The following is a 26,782-nucleotide window of genomic DNA, read 5'->3' as shown; positions in this document are numbered from 1 at the left end:
AAAAAGGCAATGGACACCCGCTGGCAGGCTCTTTCGGTCTGCTTGGTCGCGGCGTTCATGACGCTGCTGGACGTCAGCATCGTCAACGTGGCGCTGCCGTCGATCCGGGCGGGGCTGCACGCGTCCGACGCGCAGTTGCAGTGGATCCTGTCGGGGTACGCGCTGACGTTCGGGCTCGTCCTCGTCCCGGCCGGGCGGCTCGGCGACGCCCGCAGCCGGCGGGCGGTGTTCATGTCCGGGCTCGCGCTGTTCACGGCGGCGAGCGCGGGGGCGGGCATCGCCCCGACGATCCTGTTCCTCGTCTTCGCCCGGCTCGTGCAGGGCGTCGCGGGCGGCATCCTCAACCCGCAGGTCGCCGGGCTCATCCAGCAGCTGTTCCGGGGCGCGGAGCGGGGGCGGGCCTTCGGGGCGCTCGGCGCCGTCATCGGGATCGCCACCGCCGTCGGCCCGCTGCTCGGCGGGGGGCTGATCGCGATCGCCGGGTCGGCGGAGGGCTGGCGGTGGGTGTTCTACGTGAACATCCCGGTCGGCGTCGCGGCGCTGTTCCTGGCGTGGCGGCTGCTGCCCGCCCCGGTCTACGGGGAGCGGCAGGGCCTGGACCCGCTCGGGGTGCTCCTGCTGGGCGCGGGCGTCCTCTGCGTGCTGCTGCCGCTCGTCCAGGAGCAGCAGTGGCACGGCGGCCGCAAGTGGCTGCTGATCCTCGCGGGCGCCGTGCTGCTGGCGGTCTTCGCCGCCTGGGAGCGCCGGGCCAGGGCGCCGATGGTCGACCTCGCGCTGTTCCGGCTCCGCTCCTACTCGCTGGGCACGGCGATCGCCCTGCTGTACTTCGCCGGGTTCACCGCGGTCTTCTTCATCTTCACCCTCTACCTCCAGGCCGGCCTGGGGCTCAGCGCGCTGGAGGCGGGCCTGGCGATCACGCCGTTCGCGGTCGGCTCGGCCGTCGGGTCCGCGCTCGGCGGCCGGGCCGTGGCCCGCTACGGCCGCCACCTCGTCGCCGCGGGCCTGTGCCTGGTGCTGGCCGGGCTCGGCGCGGCGTGGCTCGCCGTCGAGCTGAGGCCCGGCGCCGGGGTGGCCTGGGCGACCGCGGCGCCGCTGCTGCTGGCCGGGCTCGGCAGCGGCCTGGTGATCTCGCCGAACCAGACGATCACGCTGTCGCAGGTGCACTACACCGAGGGCGGCAGCGCGGCGGGCGTTCTGCAGACCGGCCAGCGGGTCGGCACCGCGATGGGAGTCGCCGCCGTCGGGTCGGTGTTCTTCGCCACGATCGCCGGGACGCGCGGGGACTGGGCGGCCGCGTTCCGGCACGGGCTGATCGTCGTCCTGGGGTTCGTGCTGGCGGCGCTGGCGGCGGCCGTGGCCGACCTGGCCGCCGGCCGCCGGGGGTCAGCGCCTCCGGACGAGGGCGCGCAGGCCCAGGCCGAGGACGGCCGCGGAGCCCGCGGCGGCCGCGGCTAGCACCCGGTTCTGGCGCCTGATCCGCGCCGGGATCCGCGCGTACGGGACCGTCGAGAACGACACCAGCTCGTAGCGGGAGACGTAGCGCCCGGCCAGGCGCCGCTCCAGCGCGTGCGTCGCCGCCTGCTTCATCCGGTACACCGGGGACGACACCCGGTCGCGCATCTCGATGAAGTTGTCCAGCGCCATCTCGGCGATCGCGTCGGTGTTGGCCTTGCGCCGCTCCTGGTAGAGCGACAGCGCGCGGGCCCAGTCGCCGCCGGTCTCGGTGAGGCACCGGTCGATCTCGATGCAGTCCTCGAACGCGCAGTTCGCGCCCTGCCCGAAGAACGGCACGATCGCGTGCGCGGCGTCGCCCAGCAGCGCCACGAGGGCGCCCCTGCCGTACCGCGTCCACGGCCAGCACCGGACGGTCACGAGCGACCCGACCGGGTTGCGCTCGTAGTCGTCGGCCAGGTCCGGCATCAGCCCCGCCACGTCGGGGTAGTGCCGCTCGAAGTACGCGGTGGCCTTCGCCGGGGTGTCGAGGGCGGCGAAGTCCTCCTTCGGCCAGAACAGCGTGCAGGTGAACGAGCGGTCCAGGTTGGGCAGCGCGATCATCATCGAGGTGCCGCGCGGCCAGATGTGCAGCGCGTCGGGGTCGAGCGCGAACTCGCCGTCCTTGGGCGGGACGGTCAGCTCCTTGTAGCCGTGCTCCAGGAAGTCGGCGTCCTCGTCCAGGCGCAGCGACCGGCGGACGGCGCTGTACGCGCCGTCCCCGGCCAGGACGACGTCGGCGGGCTCCGGGGCGGCGTCCTCGAGCAGGACGGCGCCGGCCTCGACGTCCACGCCGGTGACGCGCTGGGAGAACCGCAGCGTGACGCCCGGCGTGCCCTCGGCGGTGTCCAGCAGCGACCGGTTCAGCTCGGCGCGGCTGATGGAGTTGATGGCGCGCCTGCCGTCGGCGCTGTAGGGCTGGAAGTTCTGCGCGCCCGAGAGGGGGTGCACCATGCGGCCGTGCATGGGCAGCGCCTGCTTGAGGGACTGGTCGCGCAGCCCCACCTGCTCCAGCGCCGCCAGGCCGCGGGCCGAGATCGCCAGGTTGATCGAGCGTCCCCGCTCGGCGCCCGCGACGCGCGGGTCGGGGCGCCGCTCGTACACCGTCACCGGGATGCCGCGGCGGCCGAGCAGCACCGCGAGCAGGCAGCCCGCCAGGCCCGCGCCGACGATCGCGACCCGCTCGCCGCCGTCAGCCGCCATGGACGGGGACCTCCTCGGTCTGGGAGCGGACCTCCCACAGGTCGGGGAACGCCGGGGCGAACAGGGTGCGGCGCAGGTAGTCCGCGCCGGCCGACCCGCCCGTGCCGATCTTCGCGCCGATCGTCCGCTCGACCATCTTCAGGTGCCGGTACCGCCACTCCTGGATGCCCTCGTCCACGTCGACGAGCGCCTCGCAGACCTCGGCGGCCGGGCTCGACTCGTCCGCGTAGACGGTGAGCAGGACCTTCTGCACGCCGGCGTCCGGCTCCCACTGCCGGGAGAAGTCGCGCTCCAGGGCCTCCCGCGGGACGGGATGGCCGCGTCCGGCGAGGTAGCGCAGCAGCGAGTCGAACACCGACGGGCGGGACACGGCCGCCTGGAGCCGTTCGTCGCCGCGCAGGTCCGAGGTGGGAAAGGAGCGCCGCCCGAGGACGGCCTCGATCTCGCGGAACTGCTCGCTCTGGAAGCCGCTGGAGTTGCCGAGCGCGTCGCGGAACGCCGCGAACTGCCGGGGCGTCATCGTCTCCAGCACGTCCAGCTGCCCGACGACGGTCTTGAGGATCTTGGCGATGCGGCGGGCGGTGTGCAGCGACCCGGCGCTGTTGCCCTCCTCCAGGCGTGCCTGGAGCAGCGCGGCCTCGTGCAGGATCTGCTTGAACCACAGTTCGTAGACCTGGTGAATGATCACGAAGAGCAGCTCGTCGTGCGCCCGGGTCTTCGGCTCCTGGCAGGACAGCAGGTCGTCGAGCCTCAGATAGCCGCCGTACGTCATCGTCGGCGAATCCGCCATCACGCCTCCTTGCGACACAACGGATGTGATCCGCAGCATATGGGATGGACCAGTACGACCAGGCAGGGGGTGGTCGTGCGGCCTCTATAACCCCCTACGATCAGAACCTGATTCGGTATCGAGCCGGGAGGCGCCGGATGGGCGGGACCGCCAGGGAGTTCGTGGGGCTGCCGTCGCCGGTGGCGGGGGGCCGGGCGGGCGCGGGCGGCCACCCGTGCCAGGGCGTCTACCACCGGCCCGCCGGGGCCGCGCCGAAGACCGCGTTCATCGCGACCCACTACAACGTCGACTTCTCCGAGCACTACCTCGCCGAGCACCTCGCGGCCCGCGGCCACGGCTTCCTCGGCTGGAACACCCGCTTCCGCGGCAACGAGGCGTACTTCCTGCTCGACCACGCGCTCGCCGAGATCGGCGCCGGCGTCCGCTGGCTCCGCGAGCAGGCGGGCGCCGAGCGGATCGTCCTGCTCGGCAACTCCGGCGGCGGCTCGCTGATGGCCGCCTACCAGTCCCAGGCCGTCGAGCCCAACGTCACGCCCGTCGCGGGGATGCGCCCCGTCCCGGCGATCGAGGACCTGCCCGCCGGGGACCTGTTCGTCGCGCTCGCGGCCCACTCCGGCCGCCCGGAGGTCCTCACCGCCTGGATGGACCCGTCGGTCACCGACGAGGCCGACCCGCTGTCGGTCGACCCGTCCCTCGACCCCTTCGACCCCGGCAACGGCCCCCCGTACGGCGCGGAGTTCCAGGCCCGGTACCGCGCCGCCCAGCGCGCCCGCAACGAGCACATCACCGACCGGGTCCTCGCCCGCCTGGACGCCCTGCGGGGCACCCGCGCCCGGGACGCCCTGTTCACCGTGCACCGCACCTGGGCCGACCTGCGGATGATCGACCCCGCGATCGAGCCGTCCGACCGCCCGCCGAACCGCTGCTACCTCGGCGAGCCCGCCAAGGCCAACTACGGCGTGTTCGGCCTCGGCTCGCTGTGCACGCTCCGCTCGTGGCTGTCGATGTGGAGCCTGCGCACCTCGCAGTGCGTCGCCGCCCCGCACCTGGCGCGCATCACCGCCCCGTCCCTGGTGGTGCACGCCACCGCGGACGAGGGCGTCTACGACAGCGACGCCCGCGCGGTCCTCGACGCGCTCGCCGCGTCCGACAAGACCTTCCACCGCATCAAGGACACGCACTACCTGCCGGACTCCCGGCCCGAGGCCGCCGACCTGATCGACGCCTGGGTCCGCGCCCGCTGAGGGCCTCACCTTCACACGGGCGGTATCACCACGGGCGGTCTCACCACAGGCGCAGCGACCGCGTGAAGATCCCGGCGACGGCCTCCTCGTCCACCGGGCGCGGCGAGGTCGCGAGCAGCCGCTGCTGCTTCATCGCGCCCTCCACCAGCCCGGGGACGTCGCCCTCCGCGTACCCGACGCCGCCGATCCCCGCCGGGATGCCGACGTCGCGCATCAGCCGCAGCACCGCCAGCGGCAGGTGCTCAGCAGCGTCGTCGGGCCGGTCCATCCGCGGGTCGAGCAGCTCGGCGGCCCGGACGTGCCGCTCGGGGCACGCCTCGAAGGTGAACCGGAACGCCTCGGGCGCGGTGAGCGCCACCGACATGCCGTGCGGGACGATCGCCTCCCCGTCCGGGTAGCCGTCCGGCCTGAAGTCCCTGACCTGCCCGGCGATCGGGTAGGCGTTGGCATGCGGGATGTGCACGCCGGCGTTGCCGAACCCGAGCCCCGCGAACGTCGCGGCGAGCGCCATGTCGGTGCGCGCCTCCCGGTCCTCCCCGTCCTGGACCGCCCTGCGGAACGACCGCGACAGCAGGCTCAGCGACTTCTCCGCCCACATGTCCGACACCGGGTTGGCCCCGCAGTACGGGACCCGCTGCTCGGGCCTCTTGCGCTCGTACGCGTCGTAGGGGCGCGCGGTGTAGCTCTCCAGGGCGTGGCAGAGGATGTCCATCCCCGCGGACGCGGTCACCCCGGACGGCTGCGTCATCGTCAGGTCCGGGTCCACCACGGCCAGCGCGGGCCGCAGCCGCGGATGGCTGATGCCGGTCTTGACCCGCAGGTCCAGGACGTCCAGGACGCACACCGTGGTGCTCTCGGCGCCCGTGCCCGTCGTGGTGGGGACGGCCACCAGCGGCAGCAGCGGCCGCTCCGGCGCCCGTCCGGCCCCCACCGGCGGGTTCAGGTACTCGGCGAGATCGCCCTCGTTGGTCGTGAGGAGGTCGACGGCCTTCGCGGTGTCGATGCTCGACCCGCCGCCGACCGCCACGTACGCGTCGTAGGGCCCGGTCTCCCGGGCGTGCTCGACCGCCTGCCGCATGCTCGCGTCCGTCGGCTCGACGCGCACGCCGTCGTACACCGCGGCCTCGATCCCGTAGGCCGCCATCGCCTCCGCGATCCGCTGCGGCGCGCCCGTCGCGGCGATCCCGGCGTCGGTGACGACCAGCACCCTCCGCGCCCCGAACTGCGCGAGATCGAACCCGATCTCGTCCGCCGCCCCGCTCCCGAACTTCAGCTGCGGCGCCCCGTACGTGAAGACCGTCTCGCTCGTCATGCCCCCAAGGTGTCACAGACCCCGGCCGTTCCAGAGCGGCGAGACCCGCCGGACCTGATCGAGCGGGATCGGGCGAGCGGGATCAGTCGAGGTCGCCGGTCGCCAGGCGGACCCGGCGGAGCGCGGTGGTGATCTCGGCGGCCTCGGCGGCCGGGAGGCCGGCGATGCCGAAGCCCGCCTCGTTCAGGGCGTGCGTGGCCTCCTCGGCGAGGTCGCGGCCCGCGGGGGTGATGGTGGCGAGGACGACGCGGCGGTCGTCGGGGGAGGGGCGGCGGCCGACGAGGCCCCGCTGCTCCAGGCGGCCGATCACGTTGGTGACCGACGCCGGGTGCACCATGAGGCGGGTGCCCATCTTGCCCATGGGAAGGGTCCCGGTGCGGGCGAAGGCGAGCAGGCGCAGGGCCTCGTAGGCGGCGAACGTCAGCCCGTACGGCTTGAGGACGGCCTCGATCCGGCTGAGCAGGATCTGCTGGGCCCGCATCACCGACGTCACGGCCGCCATGTGGTCGGCGTGCTCGGGCCAGCGGCCGCTCCACTGGCGGTGGGCCTCGGCGATGGGGTCGGGCATGTCGGGCACCGGGCCACCGTATTCGGTCTTGACTGCGTCGCGCACGGAAACTATTTTAACTTCCAAATATTGGATGTCCAAGGGTTGAGGTGGAGACGGTGACGGGGGAGCTGCACGCGCCGGTGCACCCGGTGCGCTTCGTGACGGCGGCGGCGCTGTTCGACGGCCATGACGCGGCCATCAACATCATGCGCCGCATCCTGCAGTCCCAGGGTGCCGAGGTGGTGCACCTCGGGCACGACCGCTCCGTGCGGGAGGTCGTCGACGCCGTCCTGGAGGAGGACACGCAGGGCGTGGCGGTCAGCTCCTACCAGGGCGGCCACGTCGAGTACTTCGAGTACCTCTCGCGCAGCCTGAAGGAGGCCGGCGCCGAGCACGTGAAGGTGTTCGGCGGGGGCGGCGGCGTCATCGTGCACGAGGAGATCGCCCGGCTGTCCGGCGCCGGCGTGCGGATCTTCTCCCCGGAGGACGGGCAGCGGCTCGGCCTCCCCGGCATGATCAACGAGCTGGTCCGCGAGTGCGACGTCGACCTGGCCGCGGAGCCCGTGCCGGCCGACGCCGTGCTGGCGGGGGAGCGGCGCGCCCTCGCCCGGGCCATCACGTGCCTCCAGGCCGGGAGCCTGCCCGGGGACGCCCGCGCGCGGCTCGCCGAGGCGGCGGCCGGGCGGCGGGTCCCCGTGCTGGGGATCACCGGGACGGGCGGGTCCGGCAAGTCGTCGCTCACCGACGAGCTGGTGCGGCGGCTGCGCGTCGACCAGGGCGACCGGCTGCGCGTCGCGGTGCTGGCCGTGGACCCGACCCGGCGGCGCGGCGGCGGCGCGCTGCTCGGCGACCGGATCAGGATGAACTCCCTGGACGGCGACCGCGTGTTCTTCCGCTCGCTGGCGACCCGGGGCGCGCGGGAGCTGCCGGACAACATCGAGGACATCGTCACCGCCTGCAAGGCCGCCGGGTACGACCTGGTGATCCTGGAGACGCCCGGCATCGGGCAGGGCGACGCCGCGATCGTCCCGCTGGTGGACGTGTCGCTGTACGTGATGACGCCGGAGTTCGGCGCCGCGTCCCAGCTCGAGAAGATCGACATGCTCGACTTCGCCGACGTGGTCGCGATCAACAAGTTCGAGCGGCGCGGCGCGGCGGACGCGCTGCGCGACGTGAGCCGCCAGCTCGTGCGCAACCGGGAGGCGTTCGGGCAGCGGCCCGACGACATGCCGGTGTTCGGCACGAGCGCCGCCACGTTCAACGACGACGGGGTCACGGCGCTCTACCAGCACCTCGGCGGGCTGCTGGGCGAGCACGGCCTGCGCCTGGAGGACGGGGCCCTCCCCGAGGTCGCGACCAAGGTCTCGACCGGCGCCGCGACCGTCATCCCGCCGGGCCGCGTGCGGTACCTGTCCGACATCGCCGAGACCGTCCGGGGCTACCACGCCGACACGGTGAAGCAGATGGAGGCGGTGCGGCGCGTCCAGCGGCTGGACGAGGTGCGCGCCGAGCTGACGGACGCCACCGAGGTGGAGGCCCTGCTGGAGAGGGCGCGCCGCGACGTGGAGCCGGGGAACGCCGAGCTGGTCGAGAGCTGGCCCGCCGTCGTGGAGTCCTACTCCGGCGACGAGCAGGTCGTGAAGATCCGCGACCGGGAGCTGCACACCCGGCTCACGCGCGAGTCGCTGTCGGGCACCCGGATCCCCCGCGTCGCCCTGCCGCGCTACACCGACCACGGCGAGCTGCTGCGGTTCCTCCGCAGCGAGAACCTGCCCGGCCGGTTCCCGTTCACCGCCGGGGTGTTCCCGTTCAAGCGCGACAACGAGGACCCCGCCCGCATGTTCGCGGGGGAGGGCGACCCCTTCCGCACCAACCGCCGCTTCAAGCTGCTGTCGGAGGGCCAGCCCGCGACGCGCCTGTCCACCGCGTTCGACTCGGTCACGCTGTACGGGCGCGACCCCGACGAGCGTCCCGACGTGTACGGCAAGGTCGGCACGTCCGGGGTCTCGATCGCCACGCTCGACGACATGAAGGCGCTCTACGACGGGTTCGACCTGTCGTCGCCGACCACCTCGGTGTCGATGACGATCAACGGTCCCGCGCCCACGATCCTGGCGTTCTTCCTCAACACCGCCGTCGACCAGGGGCTGGACGCCTTCTACGAGGAGAACGGGCGCGAGCCGTCCGAGGAGGAGGCCGCGCAGATCCGCGCGCGCGTGCTGTCCACCGTGCGCGGCACCGTGCAGGCCGACATCCTCAAGGAGGACCAGGGGCAGAACACCTGCATCTTCTCCACCGAGTTCTCGCTGCGGATGATGGGCGACATCCAGGAGTGGTTCATCGCCAACAAGGTCCGCAACTTCTACTCGGTGTCCATCTCCGGCTACCACATCGCCGAGGCCGGCGCGAACCCCATCAGCCAGCTCGCGTTCACCCTCGCCAACGGCTTCACCTACGTGGAGTCCTACCTGGCGCGCGGCATGGACATCGACGACTTCGCGCCCAACCTGTCGTTCTTCTTCTCCAACGGCATGGACCCCGAGTACAACGTGCTGGGACGCGTGGCCCGCCGCATCTGGGCCGTGGCCATGCGCGACCGGTACGGGGCCAACGAGCGCAGCCAGAAGCTCAAGTACCACGTGCAGACGTCCGGGCGCTCCCTGCACGCGCAGGAGATGCACTTCAACGACATCCGCACCACGCTGCAGGCGCTCATCGCCATCTACGACAACTGCAACAGCCTGCACACCAACGCCTACGACGAGGCGGTCACCACGCCGACGGCCGAGTCGGTGCGGCGGGCCCTGGCGATCCAGCTCATCATCAACCGGGAGTGGGGCCTGGCGATGAACGAGAACCCGCTGCAGGGGTCGTTCGTCATCGACGAGCTCACCGACCTGGTCGAGGAGGCCGTGCTCGCGGAGTTCGACCGCATCAGCGAGCGCGGCGGCGTGCTCGGCGCGATGGAGACCGGCTACCAGCGCGGCCGCATCCAGGACGAGTCGATGCTGTACGAGCAGCGCAAGCACGACGGCTCGCTGCCGATCATCGGCGTCAACACGTTCCGCGCGCCGGACGGCGACGACGGGACGCCGCAGACGATCGAGCTCGCCCGGGCCACCGAGGAGGAGAAGCGGTCCCAGCTCGACCGGGTCCGCGGCTACCAGGACGCGCACGGCGAGGAGGCGCGGGCCGCCCTCGCCGCGCTCAAGGACGCGGCCCGGTCCGGGGGGAACGTGTTCGCGGTGCTGATGGACGCGGCGCGCGTGTGCAGCCTCCAGCAGATCACCGACGCGTTCTTCGAGGTCGGCGGCCAGTACCGCCGCAACGTCTGAGGCCCGCGCGCCGATGGCCGTCCGCGACGACACCGGCGCCCCGGCCGCCGTCCCCGGCCGGGTGCGCCGCGTCGTGTCGATCGTGCCGTCCCTGACCGAGACGGTCGCGGCGACCGCGCCCGAGCTGCTCGCCGGCGCGACCGACTGGTGCACCCACCCCGAGGGCCTGGACGTGCCGCGCGTGCGGGGCACCAAGAACCCCGACGTCGAGCGGATCATCGCGCTGCGGCCGGACGTCGTGGTCGGCAACACCGAGGAGAACCGCCCCGCCGACGTCGAGGCGCTGCGCGCGGCGGGCGTCCCGGTGTGGATGACGCGGATCCGCACGGTCGAGGAGGCGCTGGCCTCGCTGCGCCGCATGCTCACCGAGGCGTGCCGGGTGCCGGCGCCCGGCTGGCTGGAGGAGGCGTCCCGCGTCTGGGCGGGCGTCGCGCCGGGGGAGCCCCGGGCGGCGGTGATCCCGATCTGGCGGCGGCCGTGGATGGTCGTCGGGCGCGACACCTTCACCGGCGACGTCCTGGCCCGCCTGGGCGTGTCCAACGTCTACGCCGGGCACTCCGACCGCTACCCGAAGATCCCCCTGGACGAGCTGACCGCGGCCGGCGCCGACCTCGTCGTCCTGCCGGACGAGCCGTACCGCTTCACCGAGGACGACGGCCCGGAGTGCTTCCCCGGGCTCGACGTCGCGCTCGTCAGCGGCCGGCTCCTCACCTGGTACGGCCCGTCCCTCGTCGAGGCACCGGCCGCGCTCGCCGAACGGCTCGCCGCGGCCCGCCCGCACTAGCCGGGACGGCGCACGGACGCTAGCCGGGACGGCGCACGAACATCGCCTCCAGGCAGCGGGCCATGCGCTCGTCGAGCTCCTCGGCCGGCACGTCGATCTCCCGCGCCAGATGCTCGCGCAGCAGCGTGTACCCGTAGATCGTGGACGCGATGGCCGCCTGCACGGCCGCCACGTCCTCGACCGGCAGGTCGCCCCGCGCCGCCTCCGCGGCGAGATCCTCCCGGCCCGCGCCCCGGTTGAGCAGGACGCGGGGCCGGTCGTCGCCGTCCAGCACCAGCAGCGTCGCCAGCCGGACCGGCTCGGGATGGCGCAGGCTCGTCCAGAACAGCCGGGCCAGCCGCTCGCGCAGCGGCAGCCCGGCCGCGTCCACCGCGTCCTCGGCGTTCGGGCGCGACCGGTGGAACAGCGCCGAGCGCAGCAGCGCCCGGCGCGACCCGAAGTACTGGTAGACCAGCCCGCGGTTGACCCCGGCCTCGTCGGCGACCTGGCGCAGGTTCAGGCCGGCGAGGACGCCGCCGCGCCGCAGCAGCGCGACCGCCGCGGCGCGCAGCGACTCCTCCGTCCCCTCCCGGTCCCGCGCCCGGGCCGCCCCGTCACGCGCGGGGACCACCGGCCACGTAGATGACCTGGCCGGACACGAACGAGGCGTCGTCGCTCACCAGGAACGCGACGGTCCCGGCGATGTCCTCGGGGACGCCGACGCGCCGGACCGGGATCTCCTTGGCCGCGGCGGCCTTGAAGTCCTCGAAGTCCACGCCGACGCGGGCGGCGGTCGCGGCCGTCATCTCGGTGGCGATGAACCCTGGCGCGATGGCGTTGGCCGTCACCCCGAACCTGCCCAGCTCGATCGCCAGCGTCTTGGTGAAGCCCTGGAGGCCCGCCTTGGCCGCGGAGTAGTTGACCTGGCCGCGGTTGCCGAGGGCCGACACCGACGACAGGTTCACGATCCGGCCCCATCCGGCCTTGGTCATGTGCTCCTGCGCGGCGCGGGTCATCAGGAACGAGCCCCGCAGGTGCACCGACATGACCGCGTCCCAGTCGTCGTCGGACATCTTGAACAGCAGGTTGTCGCGGGTGATGCCGGCGTTGTTCACCAGGACGACGGGAGGGCCCAGCTCGGCGGCGACGCGCGCGACGGCGGCGTTCACCCGCGCGGTGTCGGCGACGTCCACGCCGACGGCGAGCGCGGTGCCGCCGTCCTTGCTGATCGTCTCGACCGTGCCGGCGCAGGCGGCCTCGTCGAGGTCGCAGACGGCGACGGCGAAGCCCTCCCTGGCGAGGCGGACGGCGGTGGCGGCGCCGATGCCGCGCGCGGCGCCGGTGACGATGGCCACCCGGGTTTCGGTCATGTGCCCAGCCCTTCCGTCAGACCTGGATGTCCTTGGCGATGATGGTCTTGAGCACCTCGCTGGTGCCGCCGTAGATCCGGGTGACCCGGGCGTCGGCGTACAGGCGCGCGATCGGGTACTCCAGGATGTAGCCGTAGCCGCCGTGCAGCTGGAGGCACTTGTCGACGACGCGGGCCTGCACCTCGGTGCAGAACAGCTTGCAGACGGCCGCGTCGGCGGGGGTGAGCTCGCCGGCGTCCAGCGCCTCGATGCAGCGGTCGACGAGCGAGCGGGCGGCCTCCACCTCGGTGGCGCACTCGGCCAGCACGAACTTGGTGTTCTGGAACGACGACACGGTCTTGCCGAAGACGGTGCGCTCCTGCACGTACTTGCGGGCGAACTCCACGGCGGCGGCCGCCGAGGCGTAGGAGCTGGTCGCGATGCCGAGGCGCTCCTCGGCGAGGTTGTGCGTCAGGTACTCGAACCCGCGGCCCTCCTCGCCGAGCAGGTCCTCCACGGGGACTCGGACGTCGGTGAACGACAGCTCGGCGGTGTCGGAGCTGCGCAGCCCGATCTTCTCCAGCTTGCGGCCGACCGCGTAGCCCTCGCTCCTGGTGTCCACGGCCAGGATCGACAGGCCCGCCCGGCGGTTCTCCGGCGTGGCCGGGGACGTCCGCGCCACCACGAGCACCCGGTCGGCGAGGACGCCGCCGGTGATGAACGTCTTGGCGCCGTTCAGGACGTAGTGGTCGCCGTCCCGCTTCGCCGTGGTCTGCATGCCGGCGAGGTCGGAGCCGGTGCCGGGCTCGGTCATCGCGATGGCCGTCATCATCTCGCCGGACACGAACGGCGGCAGCCAGCGCTTCTTCTGCTCCTCCGAGCCGTACTTCAGCAGGTACGGCAGCACGAGGTTGACGTGCACCCCGTAGCCGCCGAAGCTCACGCCGGCGCGGGCGCACTCCTCGGAGATCACGGCCTGGTACTTGAAGCTGGTCTCGCCCGCGCCGCCGTACTCCTCCGGCACCTGGATGCCGAACACGCCCAGCTCGCCGAGCTTGCGGTAGAAGTCGCGCGGCGGGTGGCCCGCGTCCTCCCACTCCTCGTAGACCGGGGCCACCTCGGCCTCGATGAAGTCCCGGATCGTGTCCCGGAAGGCCTCGTGGTCCTCGTTGAATACGGTGCGGCGCACGCCGTGCCCCTCTCGCCTGCGTTACTAACAGAACGCTAACTTAACTCGAACAGAGTTCTAGAATCAAATACGAGAGGGTTCGTGCGCCGCCTCCGGGCGCGGCCCGGCGCTCCGCGGGTCAGCAGTCGGGCTCGCAGACCCGGCGCGAGACGGCCTTGAGGAAGATCCCCTGGATCTGCCCGGGCGTCTCGGCCACGTACGCGTCGCCGTGCGTCACCTCCGCGATCCGCCGCAGCTCGTTGACGTCCACGCCCGAGCCGTAGCCCAGCATGTTGACCTGGACGGGGCGCTCCGGGTCGTACTCGCGGCGCATGTGGTCGAGGGTCTCCTCCAGGGACGGGCCCCGGGGGTCCTCGTTCCTGCCGTCCGTCCACAGCAGGACCGAGTTCACGTACTCCGGCTTGTAGGTCCGCTTCATGTAGTCGAACGCGGCCATGACCGTGTCGTACAGCCCGGTGTCGCCGTGCTCCTTCACCTGGATCCGCGCGAACGCGCTCAGCACGAGCTGCCGCCGGGTGGCCGACCCCAGCCGCTCGTTGAGGGGGCCCACGCTCACGAGCTCCCGCCAGTCCCGGTCGCCCTCCAGCTTCGTGGAGAAGACCCACTGGCCGAGCTCGCTGTCGTCCGGCAGCAGCGAGAGCCCGCCCTGGGCGGTGCGGACCGTGGACGGCAGCCGCGTCACCCCCGGCGCGACCGGCTCGTCCATGGACCCCGACACGTCGATCACGCTCAGCATCCGGATGCTCAGCGACAGCTGCGCCCACGACTGCATGGTGCGCCGCACGTCGGCGGCGGGCGTGTCCGGGAGCGCCCGCGGCGGGCGCGGGTCCAGGCCGGTCCGCGGGGAGAACGACGCGGGCGCCGCCCCGCCGGGCGCCCGGAAGCCCAGCCGCTGGAGGTCGTCACGGGTGGCCTTGTCCACGAGCGCCGTTCCCAGCAGCCGCGCCGCGCGCGCCTTGGCCCGGTCCTCCGCCAACACGGTGACGGGGTGGTCGAGGTAGACCGTGCCCTCCGCCGGGTGCACCGCCACCGCCGGCTCCGCCGGACGCCGCGCGTTGTAGGCGTACACCGCCTGCTCGGGCGCCAGGGCGACCGGGTAGCGGTCGGGCTTGCCCTGGCCGGCCGCGCCGAACGCGGCGAACTCGGCGAACTCGGCCTGGACCGAGGGGGCGACGCCCTCCCGGATCGTCCGGACCACGCCGGTGAACGACGCCTCGCCGCCCGGGGCGTCCGCCAGCAGCGCGCCGGCCAGGATCAGCGAGCCCATGCCGGTCGCGCTGCGGTCCGGGTCGGGGACCTGGAGCCGGAGCAGCCGCGGCGGGATCACCCCCGCCCCCGCCGCCGGGCCCGGCTCGGCGTTCGAGGCCGTCCCGGCCGCCGCGAGCAGGTCCTTCCAGGACGGCCGCTCCGGCGCGCCGAGATCGCGCAACTGGGTCGCGAGGCCGCGCGGCATCGCCAGCACGATCGGGGTCGAGGCGATCCCGCCCAGCCGGTCCGGGTCCCCGGGGGCCGGGGCCCGACCGGGGCCCTCGACGAGCTTGGTCCACAGCGAGGAGTCGGGGATCCAGACGTCCGGCTTCTGGGCGACCCCGGCCACGCCCTTGCCGGACAGCAGCGTCGTGACCGCGGCGGGGTCGGCGGCGCGCACCCGCGCGCGGGCGCACCGCCCGTCCACCTTGTGCCCGGCGTCGTTGAAGCGGCCCGCCGCCCGCGCCACCGCGGGCGCGACGTCCGGCGCCGCCGCCACGTCGAGCGTCACCGCGCCGTCGCCGGAGCACCCGCCGCCGGTCGAGGCGAGGGCGTAGGCGCCTAACCCGGAGAGCAGCACCAGGCCGACCGCGCCCGCCAGCGGCCCGAGCAGCACGCCGCCGACGCGCCGCGGCGGCCGCCCCCCGCCGAGGCCCCACGGCCCGCGAGCCGGCCGGGCGGCGGCGTGCGCCGGACCCGGAGGCCGGGGCGTGCGGTGCGGCCGCGTGAAGGCGTCGAACGGCTCGCCGGAGGACTCGCCCGCGCCGGAGGGCGGGAGCCCGCCCGGGCGGGAGGCGCCGAGGAAGAGGTAGGGGGACTCCGGGCCGCCCGACTCCGGCGGGGTCCGGGGTGCCCACTCAGGAACGTCGTCGTGTGCGCTCATGGCCGATCTCCGTTTCCCGGGCGGGGGTGCGGGCCGTGTCGCGCCGTGGGTCGACGGCCCGCCGGTGAGACACATGGGGGATGTGTCTCAAAGGGGGCAGCTGTGATGTTCGTCTCAACGGCCGCCTCCGTCAAGGGGTGGCGGGCCCCGGGCTCCCGCTAAGCCTCCCCTCCGGCGCGGGGCGTCGGCGTCGCTCAGCAGTACGCGGCGGGCCCGGGAAGAGGATCGGTTCGCGGCCAGGACGTCTTGGGGGAGGGTGTCCGGGTGGAAGCGCCGCGACCCCCGCGGATCTGGGCGGGGAGGGCGTGAGGGGCCCGGGTTTCGGGTCGTGGCCGGACCAGGCCAGCCCGGAGGGCTTGCGTTCCGGCGGGGATGTGCCTCATCCGGGAAGGGCGGTCAAGGAGAGGTCCGCGGAGGGTCGTCCGCCGCGCCGCGCGGCTTCAAGAGTCACCCAGGACATTGAAAAGCGGCGCCGGGTGGATACGGGGGCAATCCACCCGGCGCCGCATCATCGGTGTTCCGACGGGGGCCCGGAACACCGGCACGGGCGCTCCGACGGGGGACCAGAGCGCCGGTACAAATCGTACACCGAAACCCCCTGCGGTTAGTCAAGAGAATGTCACGACCGGATTTCCGGACGCTGTCCGGAAACCGGCTTCTGTTCCCTGCGCGCGCGGTCGTCGAAGGCCGCCGGGGCGGTCGGTTCGCGCCCTCCGTTCGCGAAGATGACGGCGACGTAGGGGAGCACCACGGCTCCGACCACCATGAGGAGCGCGAGCCACCACGGCGCGCCCGCGACCGCGGCCACCACCGCCCCCACGAAGCAGATCGTGCGGACGCCCATGGACACGAGGTACCGCCGCTGGCGGCGGCCGATGTCCTCCGACATGGGGCGGGGAGCGTCGGTGACCGTGTAGACCGCCGGCTCGCGGTGGTGGCGGGGATTGACCTTCACCATTCCACGGTAAGCCCATGGAGTCCGACCTGCACCGGCAGTACTGGGCAAAACATCTGGAGGAGTCGATGACCGATCGCACGTACCGCGTGACCGAGATCGTGGGGACCTCGCCGGACACCGTCGAGGCCGCGATCCGCAACGGTGTCCGGCGCGCCTCGCAGACCCTGCGCCATCTCGACTGGTTCGAGGTGACCGAGGTCCGCGGCCACATCGAGGACGGTGATGTGGCCCACTTCCAGGTGACCATGAAGGTGGGCTTCCGCCTGGAGGACGCGTGAGCCCGCGGTGGGCTTAGCGCCGGGGGCGCCCGGCGCCCGGACCGTCACGGCCGGGGGACGGCGGGAACGCCGCGCCGGGTCCGGCTCAGGGCCCGGGCGCGGCGTTCCCGCCGTCCCGTCCGCGGCGGCTCAGGTGGCCTGGCTCACCGTCGACATGTGGAAGTCGGGCACCCGGATCGCCGGCATGGCGGTGCGGGTGAAGTAGTCGGACCACTCGCGCGGCAGCGTCGGCCCGGTCTCGCCGACCTCGGCGAGCCGCGACAGCAGGTCGACCGGGCTCTCGTTGAACCGGAAGTTGTTCACGGCCCCGACGACCTCGCCGTCCTCGACGAGGTAGACGCCGTCGCGGGTGAGCCCGGTCAGCAGCAGGCTCTGCGGGTCCACCTCCCGGATGTACCACAGGCACGTCAGCAGCAGCCCGCGCTCGGTGCGGGCGATCATCTCCTCCAGGGAGGCGCCGCCGTCCGGCCCGCGCATCGCCAGGTTGTCGACGGCGGGGGTGACCGGCAGCCCGGTCCGCTCGGCGGAGTGCCGGGTCTGGGTGAGGGACGCGAGGGTCCCGTCGCCGATCCAGTCCGTGGCGCCGAGCGCGAGCCCGTTGTCGAACACCGAAGACTCGCGGCCGGAGGCGTGCGCGATGACGAACGGGGCGCACTCCATGCCCGGGGCGGCCGGGTCGCTGGACAGGGTGACGGGCAGGTTCGCGAGCCGCTCCCCGACGCGGGTACCGCCGCCCGGGGCGCTGAACACCGTCCGGCCGTCCTGCGCGTCCTGGGCGCCCGCCGACCAGTACAGGTAGATCATCAGGTCGGCGACGGCGGAGGGCGGCAGGATCGTCTCGTACCGCCCGGCCGGCAGCTCCACGCGCCGCTCGCCCCACTCCAGCCGCCGCGCGAGGCCGGCGGTGAGGGCGGCGACGTCCACGTCGGTGAAGTCGCGGGTGCCGACGCCCGCCCACGCCGAGCCGCCCGCGCCCTTGGCGTTCAGCTCCACCAGCCCGGTCGGCTGGTCGTGCCGCAGCCGCAGCCCCGCCGAGCTGCCGAGGAACGTCGAGGTGACCATGTGGTTGGCGAACCCGTACAGGCGCCGGCCGCCGGCCTGCGCGGCGGCGAACGCCTCGCCGAGCGCGGGCGCGAAGCCCTCGAAGACCCCGATGCCGGTCTCGGCGGGGTCGTCGTCCCATCCGGAACCGCCCGCGAGCGGCGCCTCGGCGACCAGCGGCCGGGCGTCCTCGGCGGGCTCGTTGCCCGCGGCGTCGGCCTCGGCGGCGCGCACCAGGTCCTCGATGCCGTCGGCGCCGACGGCCGACCGCGACACCACGCCCGCCGCCACCCCGTCCGCCGTGCTCCGCAGCGCGATGACGGTGAGGCGGTTGGAGCGGGTCACGCCGTTGGTGGTGAGGGTGTTGCCCGCCCACCGCAGGTTCGCGGTGCTCGCCTCGTCGGCGATGACGACGCAGTCGTCCGCGCGGGACAGCGACAGGGCCCGCTCGACGGCCTCCTGCGGCCTGATCGTGCTCACTGGCCGGCCTCCTTCACCGCGTTGAGGATGTTGACGCCCCGGAACAGCGCCGACGGGCAGCCGTGGCTGACCGGCGCGACCTGCCCCGGCTGGCCCTTGCCGCAGTTGAACGCGCCGCCGAGCACGTAGGTCTGCGGACCGCCGACGGCCTCCATCGAGTTCCAGAAGTCGGTGGTCGTCGCCTGGTAGGCGACGTCGCGCAGCTGCCCGGCCAGGCGCCCGTTCTCGATCCGGAAGAACCGCTGCCCGGTGAACTGGAAGTTCTGGCGCTGCATGTCGATCGACCAGCTCTTGTCGCCGAGGATGTAGATGCCGCGCTCGACCCCCGAGATCAGCTCCTCGGTGGACGGGCCGCCCTCGGCGGGCCTGAGCGAGACGTTCGCCATCCGCTGGATCGGCATGCTGGACGCGGAGTCGGCGAAGGCGCAGCCGTTGGAGCGCTCGGCGCCGGTGAGGCGGGCGATGCGCCGGTCGGTCTGGTAGCCGGTGAACAGGCCCTCGGAGACGATGTCGAACGACTGGGCCTCCACGCCCTCGTCGTCGTAGCCGATCGTGGCCAGGCCGTGCTCGGTGGTCCGGTCCCCGGTGATGTTCATGACCTTGGAGCCGTACCGCAGGGCCCCGAGCTTGTCCGGCGTGGCGAACGAGGTGCCCGCGTAGGCGGCCTCGTAGCCGAGCGCCCGGTCCAGCTCGGTGGCGTGCCCGATCGACTCGTGGATCGTCAGCCACAGGTTGGACGGGTCGACGACGACGTCGTACACGCCCGGCTCCACCGACGGCGCCGCGAGCTTCTCGGCGAGCAGCTCGGGGATGCGGGCGAGCTCGCCGTCCCAGTCCCAGTGCCGGCCCGACAGCCACTCCCAGCCGTACCCGGCGGGCGGCGCGAGCGTGCGCATCGTGTCGAACAGGCCGTCGGCGATGCCCACGGCGGTCACGACCGGGTGCAGCCGGACGCGCTGCTGGGTGGTGACCGTCCCGGCGAGGTCGGCGAAGAACTTGTTCTCCTTGACCTGCAGCAGGGTGGCGTCGACGTGGTCGACGCGGTCGTCGCCGAGCAGCCGCCGGCTCCACCCCGCCAGCAGCGCGACCTTGTCGGCGGTCGGCACCTCGAACGGGTCGGTCTCGTACGCGGAGACCCAGGTGCGCTCGCCGTGGACGGGCTCGGGCGCCAGCTCGATCGGCTCGCGGTTGACGGCCCGGGCGACGGCGGCGACCTCCACGGCCTGCGCGGCGACGCGGGCCGCGCCCGCGGGCGTCAGGTCGATGCCCGCGGCGAAGCCCCAGGTGCCGTCCTTGACGACCCGGACCGACAGCCCGACGTCGTCGGCGTCCAGCGCGGTCTCCAGGGCGGCGTCGTGCAGGCGGAGTGTCTGGCTGCGGATGCGCTCCAGGCGGAAGTCGGCGTGCTCGGCGCCCAGCTCCCTGGCACGGGACAGCGCCGCGTCGGCCAGCGCGCGGAGCGGCAGCGCGGTGAAGGCGGGATCGATGTCATGCACCCTCCGCAACCTACCGCCCGCGCCCGTCCCGCCGGGGCCCGCGCGCCGACCGAACAAAGGGAGGTGAGCGGATCTTGTCGGTTGGGGACATCCGCAGCGGGCGCCGGGGCCGCTAGTGTCGGGCACCAGCCAACGAGCAGCACAACGAGAGGGTCCTGATGAGTCGCTCTGTCCTCGTGACCGGCGGTAACCGGGGCATCGGCCTCGCCATCGCCCGCGAGCTCGCCGCGGCGGGCGACGCGGTCGCGGTCACCTACCGGTCGGGAGAGCCGCCCGAGGGGCTGTTCGGCGTCCGGTGCGACGTGACGAGCGCCGAGGACGTCGACGCCGCCTTCGGCAAGGTGGAGGCGGAGCAGGGCCCGGTCGAGGTGGTCGTCGCCAACGCGGGGATCACCAAGGACACGCTTCTCGCGATCATGAGCGAGGAGTCGTTCACCTCCGTCCTGGACACCAACCTGACCGGCTCGTTCCGGGTGGCCAAGCGCGCGGTGAAGAGCATGATGCGCAAGCGCGCGGGGCGGATCGTGCTGGTCTCCTCGGTCGTGGGGCTGACGGGCTCGCCGGGGCAGTCCAACTACGCCGCGTCCAAGGCCGGCATGGTCGGCTTCGCGCGCTCGCTCGCCCGCGAGCTCGGGTCGCGGGGCATCACGGTCAACGTGGTGGCGCCCGGCTTCGTCGACACCGACATGACGGCGGTGCTCAGCGAGGACCAGCAGAAGGCCATCACCGCCGCGGTGCCGCTCGGCCGCATCGCGAAGCCGGAGGAGATCGCCAAGGCCGTGCGGTTCGTGGCCAGTGAGGACGCCGCCTACATCACCGGGGCCGTGATCCCGGTCGACGGCGGCCTGGGAATGGGGCACTGACAGTCATGGGAATCCTCGAAGGCAAGCGCATCCTGGTCACCGGCGTCCTCACCGACGCCTCCATCGGCTTCCACGTCGCGCGGATCGCGCAGGAGCAGGGCGCCGAGGTGGTGCTGACCGCCTACCCGCGGCCGACCCTGACGCAGCGGACCGCCAAGCGGCTGCCGTCCGGCCCCGACGACCCGCCGCCGGTGCTGGAGCTCGACGTCACCGACGCCGACCAGCTCGGCGCCCTCGCCGGGAACCTGCGCGACTGCGGCTTCGACCGCCTCGACGGCGTGGTCCACGCGATCGGCTTCGCGCCGCAGACCGCGCTCGGCGGCAACTTCCTCGAGACGCCCTGGGAGGACGTCGCGACGGCCGTGCACGCCTCCACGTACTCGCTGAAGTCGCTGACGATGGCGTGCCTGCCGCTGATGAAGGACGGCGGCTCCGTCGTCGGCCTCGACTTCGACGCCACCAAGGCGTGGCCGGTGTACGACTGGATGGGCGTGGCGAAGGCCGGCCTGGAGTCGTGCGCCCGCTACCTGGCCAAGTACCTGGGCCCGCAGGGCATCCGGGTGAACCTCGTCGCCGCGGGGCCGCTCGCGACGATGGCGGCCAAGAGCATCCCCGGCTTCGAGGGCATGACGGACATGTGGCCGAAGGCGGCCCCGCTCGGCTGGGACATCAAGGACAGCGAGCCCACGGCCCGCGCCTGCGCGGCGCTGCTGTCGGACTGGTTCCCCGCGACGACGGGCGAGATCGTCCACGTCGACGGCGGCCTGCACTCCATCGGCGCCGCGTCCGCGTGACGCCCGGCGGGCCGCGGCGACCCGCGGCCCGCGGAACCCTCAGCGCGCCTCGCGGCGGCGGCGGAGGGCGCGGCCCGCGACGCTGATGTGGAGCGCGCCCACGGCCCCGGCGGCCCCGGCCGCGGCGGCGACCAGCAGCATCTGGCCGTTGTCCTGGCCTGACGCGGCGACGGGGGAGATGAGCCGGGTCTGCGGCACGGCGGCCGTCCCGCCGGACGCGTTCGCGTAGGCGTTCGGGTCGGCCGCGATCTCAGGCGTGGGAAGCACGCCGGGAAGCCCCGGCGCGGTGACCGGGGCCTGCCCCTTGTACGGCTTGAGGCCTCCGGGCCCCGTCATCGGGGCGGGCCCGGACGCGGCCCCCTGCCCGCCGCTCGGCGCCGAGGCCGGCTTGCGCGCCTTGACGGGCGCCTTGGCAGGCGTCCTCGTCTTCTTGGTGGACTTCTCCGGAACCGGCTTCGCGGTCTTCGACGGCGTCGGCGTCGGCGTCGGCGTCGGCGTGGGCTTCGGGGTGAGCCCCTCGCGCAGGTTGCCGAGGTTGCACTTCCAGTTCTCGATCGTGCTCTGGGGATCGACGCCCTTCTTGCACGTCTCCGCCTCGGCCGCCGGCGCGGAGAGGACGACGACGAGCGCCCCCGCCGAGACCGCCGCCGACGCCGTACCGAGCCGCCTGAGCCGCTGGGGCATGTCGTTCCTCCACCTGCTGTCCCTGACCCTTGTTGACATCGTGTCCCATACGGGGTCGTCCGTAAACCGCGACACGGGGGTTTCTTTACCCGTCAGTACCTCACTGGGCCACCAGCCGAGCGAGCCTGGTGCGCCGCGCCGGGGCCCCGTCCTCGCGGACGGCCCTGGCCAGCGCGGGTCCGGCCGCCTGCACGACGGACAGGTGGCGGCGCGCGAGGCCGAACGCGGTGGCCACCAGCGGCCGCGACAGGCCGTCCGCCGCCAGCACCGCGACCACGCCGGGACGCCGGGTCCCGCGCGCGAGCGCCACCGGCACCGCCCAGCCGTGCCGCAGCCGGGACGCGTCCGCCGGGGCGACGACCGCGGCGCCGCCCGGGAAGTCGACCTCCAGTCCGTGCGGGCCGCCGCCGGTCACCACGCCCGTCTCGCCGAGCGGGGCCTGCGGGAGGGGCGCGGCGACGACCACGCGGTCGCCGGGGTCCATGCCGCCGAACGCGCCGGGGCCGGGGTTCAGGCGGGCCTTGAGCGCGGTGTTGAGGGCGCCGGCGCCCGCGTCCCCGCCCGCCGCCGGGGCGACGACCTGGACGTCCTCGACGGGGATGCCGAGCGCGCGCGGGATCGAGTCGGTGACGAGCTGGACGGCCCGGTGCACCGCCTCCCCGGCGCCCTCGGCGGGCACGATCACGACCTCGCGGCCGGGGGCGTCCACGGCGGCCAGCTCGCCGCCGCGCACCGCCTCGGTCAGCTCGCCGACGGGGCCGGACGGCGGCTCGGCGTCCAGCTCCACCACGGGCACGGTCTCCGACGCCTCCAGGTCGTCCAGCGGCCGGCCGGGCCCGGCGGGCGGCGCGGCGCCCGGCTCGCAGCACAGCACGAGGTGGGCGCCGTCCGGGCACGCCTCGGTCAGCACCGCGCACAGTTCGACGTCGAGCGCCGCGCCGTCCGCCACGATGACCAGGTCGAGATCGAAGGGCCGCTGCTCGCCGCGCCCGTAGACGACGGCCCCGGGCGCGGCAGACGGGTCCTCTCGCGGTTCCAGCAGCCGGTGCAGGCTGGTGACCTCGACGCCTTCAGCGGCCCCGCCGGGAAGGGCGGCGGCGAGATCGGCGGCGGCGCGGTCGGTGGGCGCCGCCACCGCGGTCCGGAGGCCCTGCGACGCGGCGGCGGAGGCGATCGCGGCGACCGTGCGGGCGAGGCCGTCCGGCGTGCCGCGCAGGATGCTCACGCCGGTGCGCAGCGCGGCGGTGAGGGCGAGGGAGCGGTCTTCGGGGAGCCCGTCGCGCAACCCCTTCAGGGCCGCGTCGTCCAGCAGTGGCGCCGCGGTGAGCGTCAGGCGCTGGAAGCCCTCGGCCGCCGCCTCCTCGGCGAGCGCCCACCGCGCCGGGCCGAGCGTCTCCTCCGGCTCCGGCGGCTCGGCGTCCTCCTCGAACGCCTCCTCGTCGAACCCGGGCTCCTCGGTGAGCGACAGCACCTCCGCCTCGTCCAGCGCCGCCTCGACGGCGCGCCGGGGGTCGGGGAAGCGCAGGCGCTCCAGCGCGGACAGCACGTCGGCGGCGGGCGTGACCGTGTGGCCCTGGCGCGCCGCCTCCGTCAGCAGGTGGAGGACGAGGGCACCGCCGCGGCGGGGGTCGTCGGGGCGGGCGCCGTCGCCGAGGACGGCGCGGGCGAAGTGGTCGGCCTGACCGGGGCGGACGCCGGGGACGCTCAGCAGCCGCCACGGGTCGTCGCGCAGCCGCCCGGCGGCGCCCGGTCCGAGCCGCGCCGCGGCCCGGGCGGCGAGGGCCGCGGGCACGCCCGTCTCGGCGAACAGCTCGGCGAGGGCGCGCAGGCCCTCCTCCGGGGTGCGTCCGGGCTCGGGCGCCGGCGCGGGTGCGGGCGCGGAGTCGGGGGCGGGGGCGTCTCTCTCGACGAGCGCTCCGGCGGCGGCCTCGGCGGCGCGCATGGCGGCCTCGGCGCGGGCCTTGCGCTCGGCGGGGGAGGGCGTCTGGTCAGGGGTGTCGGTCACGGGCTTCCCGTCACGGCTGATCGCGGTTGGCGGTGGACCGTCCAGAGCGTGCCACGGACGGCCCCGGGCTTCACGGATGAATCGCGCACGGACGCGTCACGGGTGGGAGGTCGTGTCCGAGACGTCGGAGACGTCGTCGAGCGCGCCGCGGATCTCGTTCGGCAGCGTGACCTCCTCGCTCTCCAGGATCGCGCGGAGCTGCGCGGCGGTCCGGGCGCCGACGATCGGCGCCGCGACGCCCTCCCGGTCGCGGACCCACGCGAGCGCCACGGCGAGCGGGGAGCACCCGAGGCCCTCGGCGGCGGTCACCACCGACTCCACGATGCGGGCGCACTCCTCGTCCAGGTACGGCTGGACGAACTCGGCGAAGTGCGGGGCGGCGGCGCGCGACCCGGCGGGGATGCCCGTGCGGTACTTGCCGGTGAGGACGCCCCGGCCGAGCGGGGACCACGGCAGCAGGCCCGCCCCGGCGTCCAGGGCGGCGGGCACGACCTCCCGCTCGATGTCGCGGCTCAGCAGCGAGTACTCCAGCTGCGCGGACACGATGGGCGCGCGGCCCGGCCATGCGCGCTGCCAGGCGGCGGCCTTCGCGACCTGCCAGCCGGCGTAGTTGGAGACCCCGACGTAGCGGGCCCTGCCGGACGCGACCGCCTCGTCCAGCGCCGACAGCGTCTCCTCCAGGGGCGTGGCCGGGTCGTAGACGTTCAGCTGCCACAGGTCGACGTGGTCCAGGTCCATACGGTCGAGGGAGGCGTCGAGCGCGCGCAGCAGGTGCCTGCGGGATCCGTCGTAGCGCCCGTTCGGCCGGATGGCGGCCTTGGTCGCGACGACGAGGTCGTCGCGGTCGACCAGCTCGCGCAGCAGGTGGCCGAGGATGCGCTCGCTGTCGCCGTCGCTGTAGACGTCGGCGGTGTCGACCAGGGTCCCCCCCGCCTCCACGAACGCGGTGAGCTGGGCCGCCGCCTCGTTCGGGTCGGTGTCCTGGCCCCAGGTCATGGTGCCGAGGCCCAGCCGGGACACCAGCAGCCCGCTCCGCCCGAGGTGACGCTCCTTCATAGGCGGTCAATCTAGCGGTCCGCGCAGGCCGCGCGGAAAGCGAGCGGCGGCTCCGGCGGGACGCGCCCGCGGCGTGAAGATCCTGGTGAGATCTATTGCGGCCGGCTCCCGCCGGGCTAGAGTTCGCAGCCATGGCGCCACCCCCGTTCTCGATGTACTCGCCGAAGACGCCGGAGGGCGATGGCGGGCCGAGCGTGGCGCCGGTGTTCGGCGCCGGCCCCGGCGACGACCCCGGCTACCTCGCCTCGCTGCGCGCCGGCACCGAGCTCGGCCGGATGCGCCTGATGATGCTGGCGCTGCTGGCCGCCCCCGTGCTGATCCTGGCGATCATGCCGCTGATCGTCGAGGACGGCCGCCGCGACGCACCGCTGTGGATCCACCTCCCGCTCGCGGCGGCCGCGCTGCTGGCCCTGCTCGCCGGACCCCGCGCGCCGCGCCCGATGGAGCCGGGGGCCGAGCCGGGCGCGGCGGCGCTGACCGCGCTGATGATGTTCCGGCAGGCGGTCCTGCTGCGGTTCGCGCTGGCCGAGGGCGTGATCCTGCTCGGTCTGCCGCTGGCGATGGTGGCCCACAGCGAGCTCGTCTTCGTCGTCGGGTTCGTCCTCGGCTACCCGCTGCTGGTGTGGCTGGCGCTGCCCACGCGCTCCGGCGTGGAGCGGATGCGCCGGCGCCTGGAGGCGCGGGGCGCCGAGTCGCACCTGTGGGCGGTGCTGCTTTCCGCGCCGCCGTCGCCCCACGTCATGGACGGCTAGAGCCAGCCGCTCTTGCGCAGTCGGCGGAACAGCAGCACGCACACGACGGCCATGACCGCGATGACGAGCGGGTAGCCGATCGTCCAGTGCAGCTCGGGCATGTGGTCGAAGTTCATGCCGTAGATCCCGGCGATCGCGGTGGGCACGGCGATGATCGCGGCCCACGCGGAGATCTTCCGCATGTCCTCGTTCTGCCGCTTGCCGAGCAGCGCCAGGTGCGCGGTCAGCACGCTGTTGAGCAGTTCGTTGTGGGAGTCGACCTGCCCGTCGACGCGCAGCAGGTGGTCCAGGACGTCGCGGAAGTACTCGCGGGTGGAGCCGCACTCGGCGACGCGGCCCTTCACGATCTCCTGGAGGACGGGCACGAGCGGGTCCTCGGCGCTGCGGAACTCCAGCACCTCCCGCTTGAGCGAGTAGATGTCGGCGGTGACGTCCCGGGCGTTCGGGTCGAACACGGCCCGCTCCAGCCCGATGATGTCGACCTCGACCTCGTGGGCGACGACGCCGTACCGGTCGACGACCTCGTCGCACACCGCGTACAGGACCGCGGTGGCACCGTGCCCGAGCAGCTCCGGGCTCTCCTCCAGCCGCTTGCGGACCGGCCCGAGCGGGTTGCCGGCGCCGTGCCGGACGGTCACCACGAAGTCCCGGCCGAGGAAGACCATGATCTCGCCGACCTCGATGTCGGAGGTCTTGTCGATGTAGGCGAGGGTCTTCAGCACCACGAACAGCGTGTCGTCGTAGCGCTCCATCTTGGGCCGCTGGTGCGCGGACACCGCGTCCTCGGCCGCCAGGGGGTGCAGGTTCAGCTCGTCCTTGACCAGCTCGAACTCGTCCTCGTCGGGTTCGAAGAGGCCGATCCACAAGAAGCAGTCGCCGTCCTCCCGGGCGAGGTCGAACGCGTCGCTGATGTCGCCCTCGATGTCGCGGCGCTTGCCGCCGGCGTAGATGGCCTTGTCGACGATCACGCCACGCATTGTCGCGCATCCGGGGCGTCGGGGCGTTCCGGTGATCTCCT

General features: G+C 73.9%; 23 protein-coding genes. 8 read left to right on the top strand and 15 right to left on the bottom strand.

The window, feature by feature from the left end:
- Positions 1 to 9 precede the first annotated feature (9 nt).
- Complete coding sequence (locus ABWI07_RS22460; RefSeq protein WP_149258223.1) at positions 10 to 1,455, top strand: MFS transporter; 1,446 nt, start codon at positions 10 to 12, stop codon at positions 1,453 to 1,455.
- Here ABWI07_RS22460 and ABWI07_RS22455 read toward each other — a convergent pair.
- A complete protein-coding gene (locus ABWI07_RS22455; protein WP_353819707.1) occupies positions 1,384 to 2,694 on the bottom strand; it encodes an FAD-dependent oxidoreductase in 1,311 nt (436 codons plus the stop codon). The two genes, ABWI07_RS22460 and ABWI07_RS22455, sit on opposite strands and share 72 nt — an antisense overlap.
- On the bottom strand, positions 2,684 to 3,484 hold the full coding sequence (locus ABWI07_RS22450; RefSeq protein WP_149258225.1) for a tryptophan 2,3-dioxygenase: 801 nt from the start codon (positions 3,482 to 3,484) through the stop codon (positions 2,684 to 2,686). Before ABWI07_RS22450 ends, ABWI07_RS22455 begins: the two co-directional genes overlap by 11 nt.
- 137 nt (positions 3,485 to 3,621) lie before the next feature.
- Between ABWI07_RS22450 and ABWI07_RS22445 the strand changes: the two genes are divergently transcribed.
- Positions 3,622 to 4,728: an alpha/beta hydrolase gene (locus ABWI07_RS22445; protein ID WP_149258226.1), complete on the top strand. Its 1,107-nt coding sequence runs from the start codon at positions 3,622 to 3,624 to the stop codon at positions 4,726 to 4,728.
- A 40-nt stretch (positions 4,729 to 4,768) separates the two neighbouring features.
- Here the strand turns inward: ABWI07_RS22445 and ABWI07_RS22440 are convergent, their stop codons facing one another.
- Both ABWI07_RS22440 and ABWI07_RS22435 read right to left on the bottom strand, forming a co-directional pair.
- Positions 4,769 to 6,040, bottom strand: coding sequence for a hydroxyacid-oxoacid transhydrogenase (locus tag ABWI07_RS22440; protein ID WP_353819706.1), 1,272 nt, complete (start codon positions 6,038 to 6,040; stop codon positions 4,769 to 4,771).
- Between the two features lie 82 nt (positions 6,041 to 6,122).
- Positions 6,123 to 6,608: a MarR family transcriptional regulator gene (locus ABWI07_RS22435; RefSeq protein ID WP_149258806.1), complete on the bottom strand. Its 486-nt coding sequence runs from the start codon at positions 6,606 to 6,608 to the stop codon at positions 6,123 to 6,125.
- A gap of 89 nt (positions 6,609 to 6,697) precedes the next feature.
- Here ABWI07_RS22435 and icmF point away from each other — a divergent pair, with 89 nt between their 5' ends.
- Both icmF and ABWI07_RS22425 read left to right on the top strand, forming a co-directional pair.
- Positions 6,698 to 9,925 (top strand): fused isobutyryl-CoA mutase/GTPase IcmF, encoded by a 3,228-nt coding sequence (gene icmF / locus ABWI07_RS22430; RefSeq protein WP_502912845.1) that lies wholly within the window; start codon positions 6,698 to 6,700, stop codon positions 9,923 to 9,925.
- A 13-nt stretch (positions 9,926 to 9,938) separates the two neighbouring features.
- A complete protein-coding gene (locus ABWI07_RS22425; protein WP_353819705.1) occupies positions 9,939 to 10,709 on the top strand; it encodes a helical backbone metal receptor in 771 nt (256 codons plus the stop codon).
- Positions 10,710 to 10,728: 19 nt separating this feature from the next.
- On the opposite strand, the gene ABWI07_RS22420 is transcribed toward ABWI07_RS22425, so the two are convergent.
- From ABWI07_RS22420 to ABWI07_RS22400, 5 genes are all read right to left on the bottom strand, one after another.
- The gene (locus tag ABWI07_RS22420; RefSeq protein WP_149258229.1) at positions 10,729 to 11,319 is read right to left on the bottom strand and encodes a TetR/AcrR family transcriptional regulator; all 591 of its coding nucleotides are present in this window, start codon (positions 11,317 to 11,319) and stop codon (positions 10,729 to 10,731) included.
- Positions 11,303 to 12,058, bottom strand: coding sequence for a 3-oxoacyl-ACP reductase FabG (gene fabG, locus ABWI07_RS22415; RefSeq protein ID WP_149258230.1), 756 nt, complete (start codon positions 12,056 to 12,058; stop codon positions 11,303 to 11,305). Before fabG ends, ABWI07_RS22420 begins: the two co-directional genes overlap by 17 nt.
- Positions 12,059 to 12,074: 16 nt before the next feature.
- Positions 12,075 to 13,226: an acyl-CoA dehydrogenase family protein gene (locus tag ABWI07_RS22410; protein WP_149258231.1), complete on the bottom strand. Its 1,152-nt coding sequence runs from the start codon at positions 13,224 to 13,226 to the stop codon at positions 12,075 to 12,077.
- Positions 13,227 to 13,344: 118 nt separating this feature from the next.
- Positions 13,345 to 15,357 carry a substrate-binding domain-containing protein gene (locus ABWI07_RS22405; protein WP_353819704.1) on the bottom strand — a complete coding sequence of 671 codons (2,013 nt, stop codon included), beginning with the start codon at positions 15,355 to 15,357 and terminating at the stop codon, positions 13,345 to 13,347.
- 619 nt (positions 15,358 to 15,976) lie between these two features.
- Complete coding sequence (locus tag ABWI07_RS22400; RefSeq protein ID WP_149258234.1) at positions 15,977 to 16,315, bottom strand: DUF3099 domain-containing protein; 339 nt, start codon at positions 16,313 to 16,315, stop codon at positions 15,977 to 15,979.
- A 65-nt stretch (positions 16,316 to 16,380) separates the two neighbouring features.
- Here ABWI07_RS22400 and ABWI07_RS22395 point away from each other — a divergent pair, with 65 nt between their 5' ends.
- Entirely contained in the window at positions 16,381 to 16,593 is a 213-nt protein-coding gene (locus ABWI07_RS22395; RefSeq protein WP_149258808.1) for a dodecin, read from the top strand.
- 129 nt (positions 16,594 to 16,722) lie between these two features.
- Here the strand turns inward: ABWI07_RS22395 and ABWI07_RS22390 are convergent, their stop codons facing one another.
- Positions 16,723 to 18,105, bottom strand: coding sequence for a metallopeptidase TldD-related protein (locus ABWI07_RS22390; protein WP_149258809.1), 1,383 nt, complete (start codon positions 18,103 to 18,105; stop codon positions 16,723 to 16,725).
- 5 nt (positions 18,106 to 18,110) lie between these two features.
- Positions 18,111 to 19,610 (bottom strand): TldD/PmbA family protein, encoded by a 1,500-nt coding sequence (locus ABWI07_RS22385; protein ID WP_353819703.1) that lies wholly within the window; start codon positions 19,608 to 19,610, stop codon positions 18,111 to 18,113.
- Between the two features lie 158 nt (positions 19,611 to 19,768).
- Between ABWI07_RS22385 and ABWI07_RS22380 the strand changes: the two genes are divergently transcribed.
- The gene (locus ABWI07_RS22380) at positions 19,769 to 20,473 is read left to right on the top strand and encodes a beta-ketoacyl-ACP reductase (protein ID WP_353819702.1); all 705 of its coding nucleotides are present in this window, start codon (positions 19,769 to 19,771) and stop codon (positions 20,471 to 20,473) included.
- A 5-nt stretch (positions 20,474 to 20,478) separates the two neighbouring features.
- On the top strand, positions 20,479 to 21,267 hold the full coding sequence (fabI, locus tag ABWI07_RS22375) for an enoyl-ACP reductase FabI (RefSeq protein WP_149258237.1): 789 nt from the start codon (positions 20,479 to 20,481) through the stop codon (positions 21,265 to 21,267).
- 39 nt (positions 21,268 to 21,306) lie between these two features.
- Here the strand turns inward: fabI and ABWI07_RS22370 are convergent, their stop codons facing one another.
- The 3 genes from ABWI07_RS22370 to ABWI07_RS22360 all read right to left on the bottom strand — a co-directional run bounded on the left by ABWI07_RS22370 (position 21,307) and on the right by ABWI07_RS22360 (position 25,012).
- Complete coding sequence (locus ABWI07_RS22370) at positions 21,307 to 21,951, bottom strand: hypothetical protein (RefSeq protein ID WP_353819701.1); 645 nt, start codon at positions 21,949 to 21,951, stop codon at positions 21,307 to 21,309.
- Positions 21,952 to 22,051: 100 nt separating this feature from the next.
- A complete protein-coding gene (locus ABWI07_RS22365; protein ID WP_353819700.1) occupies positions 22,052 to 23,956 on the bottom strand; it encodes a helix-hairpin-helix domain-containing protein in 1,905 nt (634 codons plus the stop codon).
- A 96-nt stretch (positions 23,957 to 24,052) separates the two neighbouring features.
- Positions 24,053 to 25,012, bottom strand: a complete 960-nt coding sequence (locus ABWI07_RS22360) for an aldo/keto reductase (protein WP_149258239.1) — start codon at positions 25,010 to 25,012, stop codon at positions 24,053 to 24,055.
- Between the two features lie 131 nt (positions 25,013 to 25,143).
- Here ABWI07_RS22360 and ABWI07_RS22355 point away from each other — a divergent pair, with 131 nt between their 5' ends.
- Complete coding sequence (locus ABWI07_RS22355) at positions 25,144 to 25,764, top strand: hypothetical protein (RefSeq protein ID WP_353819699.1); 621 nt, start codon at positions 25,144 to 25,146, stop codon at positions 25,762 to 25,764.
- Here the strand turns inward: ABWI07_RS22355 and corA are convergent.
- Positions 25,761 to 26,732 carry a magnesium/cobalt transporter CorA gene (gene corA / locus ABWI07_RS22350; RefSeq protein WP_149258240.1) on the bottom strand — a complete coding sequence of 324 codons (972 nt, stop codon included), beginning with the start codon at positions 26,730 to 26,732 and terminating at the stop codon, positions 25,761 to 25,763. The two genes, ABWI07_RS22355 and corA, sit on opposite strands and share 4 nt — an antisense overlap.
- Positions 26,733 to 26,782: the final 50 nt, after the last annotated feature.

It is taken from the genome of Actinomadura sp. NPDC000600, assembly GCF_040492135.1.
Lineage (GTDB): Bacteria > Actinomycetota > Actinomycetes > Streptosporangiales > Streptosporangiaceae > Spirillospora.
This window is presented reverse-complemented; position numbering and strand designations above follow the sequence as displayed.

Bases quoted from the DNA above. Each gene is read 5' to 3' on its own strand.
- ABWI07_RS22460 (WP_149258223.1), top strand. From the start codon at position 10: ATGGACACCCGCTGGCAGGCTCTTTCGGTCTGCTTGGTCGCGGCGTTC.
- ABWI07_RS22455 (WP_353819707.1), bottom strand. From the start codon at position 2,694: ATGGCGGCTGACGGCGGCGAGCGGGTCGCGATCGTCGGCGCGGGCCTG.
- ABWI07_RS22450 (WP_149258225.1), bottom strand. From the start codon at position 3,484: ATGGCGGATTCGCCGACGATGACGTACGGCGGCTATCTGAGGCTCGAC.
- ABWI07_RS22445 (WP_149258226.1), top strand. From the start codon at position 3,622: ATGGGCGGGACCGCCAGGGAGTTCGTGGGGCTGCCGTCGCCGGTGGCG.
- ABWI07_RS22440 (WP_353819706.1), bottom strand. From the start codon at position 6,040: ATGACGAGCGAGACGGTCTTCACGTACGGGGCGCCGCAGCTGAAGTTC.
- ABWI07_RS22435 (WP_149258806.1), bottom strand. From the start codon at position 6,608: ATGCCCGACCCCATCGCCGAGGCCCACCGCCAGTGGAGCGGCCGCTGG.
- ABWI07_RS22425 (WP_353819705.1), top strand. From the start codon at position 9,939: ATGGCCGTCCGCGACGACACCGGCGCCCCGGCCGCCGTCCCCGGCCGG.
- fabG (WP_149258230.1), bottom strand. From the start codon at position 12,058: ATGACCGAAACCCGGGTGGCCATCGTCACCGGCGCCGCGCGCGGCATC.
- ABWI07_RS22405 (WP_353819704.1), bottom strand. From the start codon at position 15,357: ATGAGCGCACACGACGACGTTCCTGAGTGGGCACCCCGGACCCCGCCG.
- ABWI07_RS22400 (WP_149258234.1), bottom strand. From the start codon at position 16,315: ATGGTGAAGGTCAATCCCCGCCACCACCGCGAGCCGGCGGTCTACACG.
- ABWI07_RS22395 (WP_149258808.1), top strand. From the start codon at position 16,381: ATGACCGATCGCACGTACCGCGTGACCGAGATCGTGGGGACCTCGCCG.
- ABWI07_RS22380 (WP_353819702.1), top strand. From the start codon at position 19,769: ATGAGTCGCTCTGTCCTCGTGACCGGCGGTAACCGGGGCATCGGCCTC.
- fabI (WP_149258237.1), top strand. From the start codon at position 20,479: ATGGGAATCCTCGAAGGCAAGCGCATCCTGGTCACCGGCGTCCTCACC.
- ABWI07_RS22370 (WP_353819701.1), bottom strand. From the start codon at position 21,951: ATGCCCCAGCGGCTCAGGCGGCTCGGTACGGCGTCGGCGGCGGTCTCG.
- ABWI07_RS22360 (WP_149258239.1), bottom strand. From the start codon at position 25,012: ATGAAGGAGCGTCACCTCGGGCGGAGCGGGCTGCTGGTGTCCCGGCTG.
- ABWI07_RS22355 (WP_353819699.1), top strand. From the start codon at position 25,144: ATGGCGCCACCCCCGTTCTCGATGTACTCGCCGAAGACGCCGGAGGGC.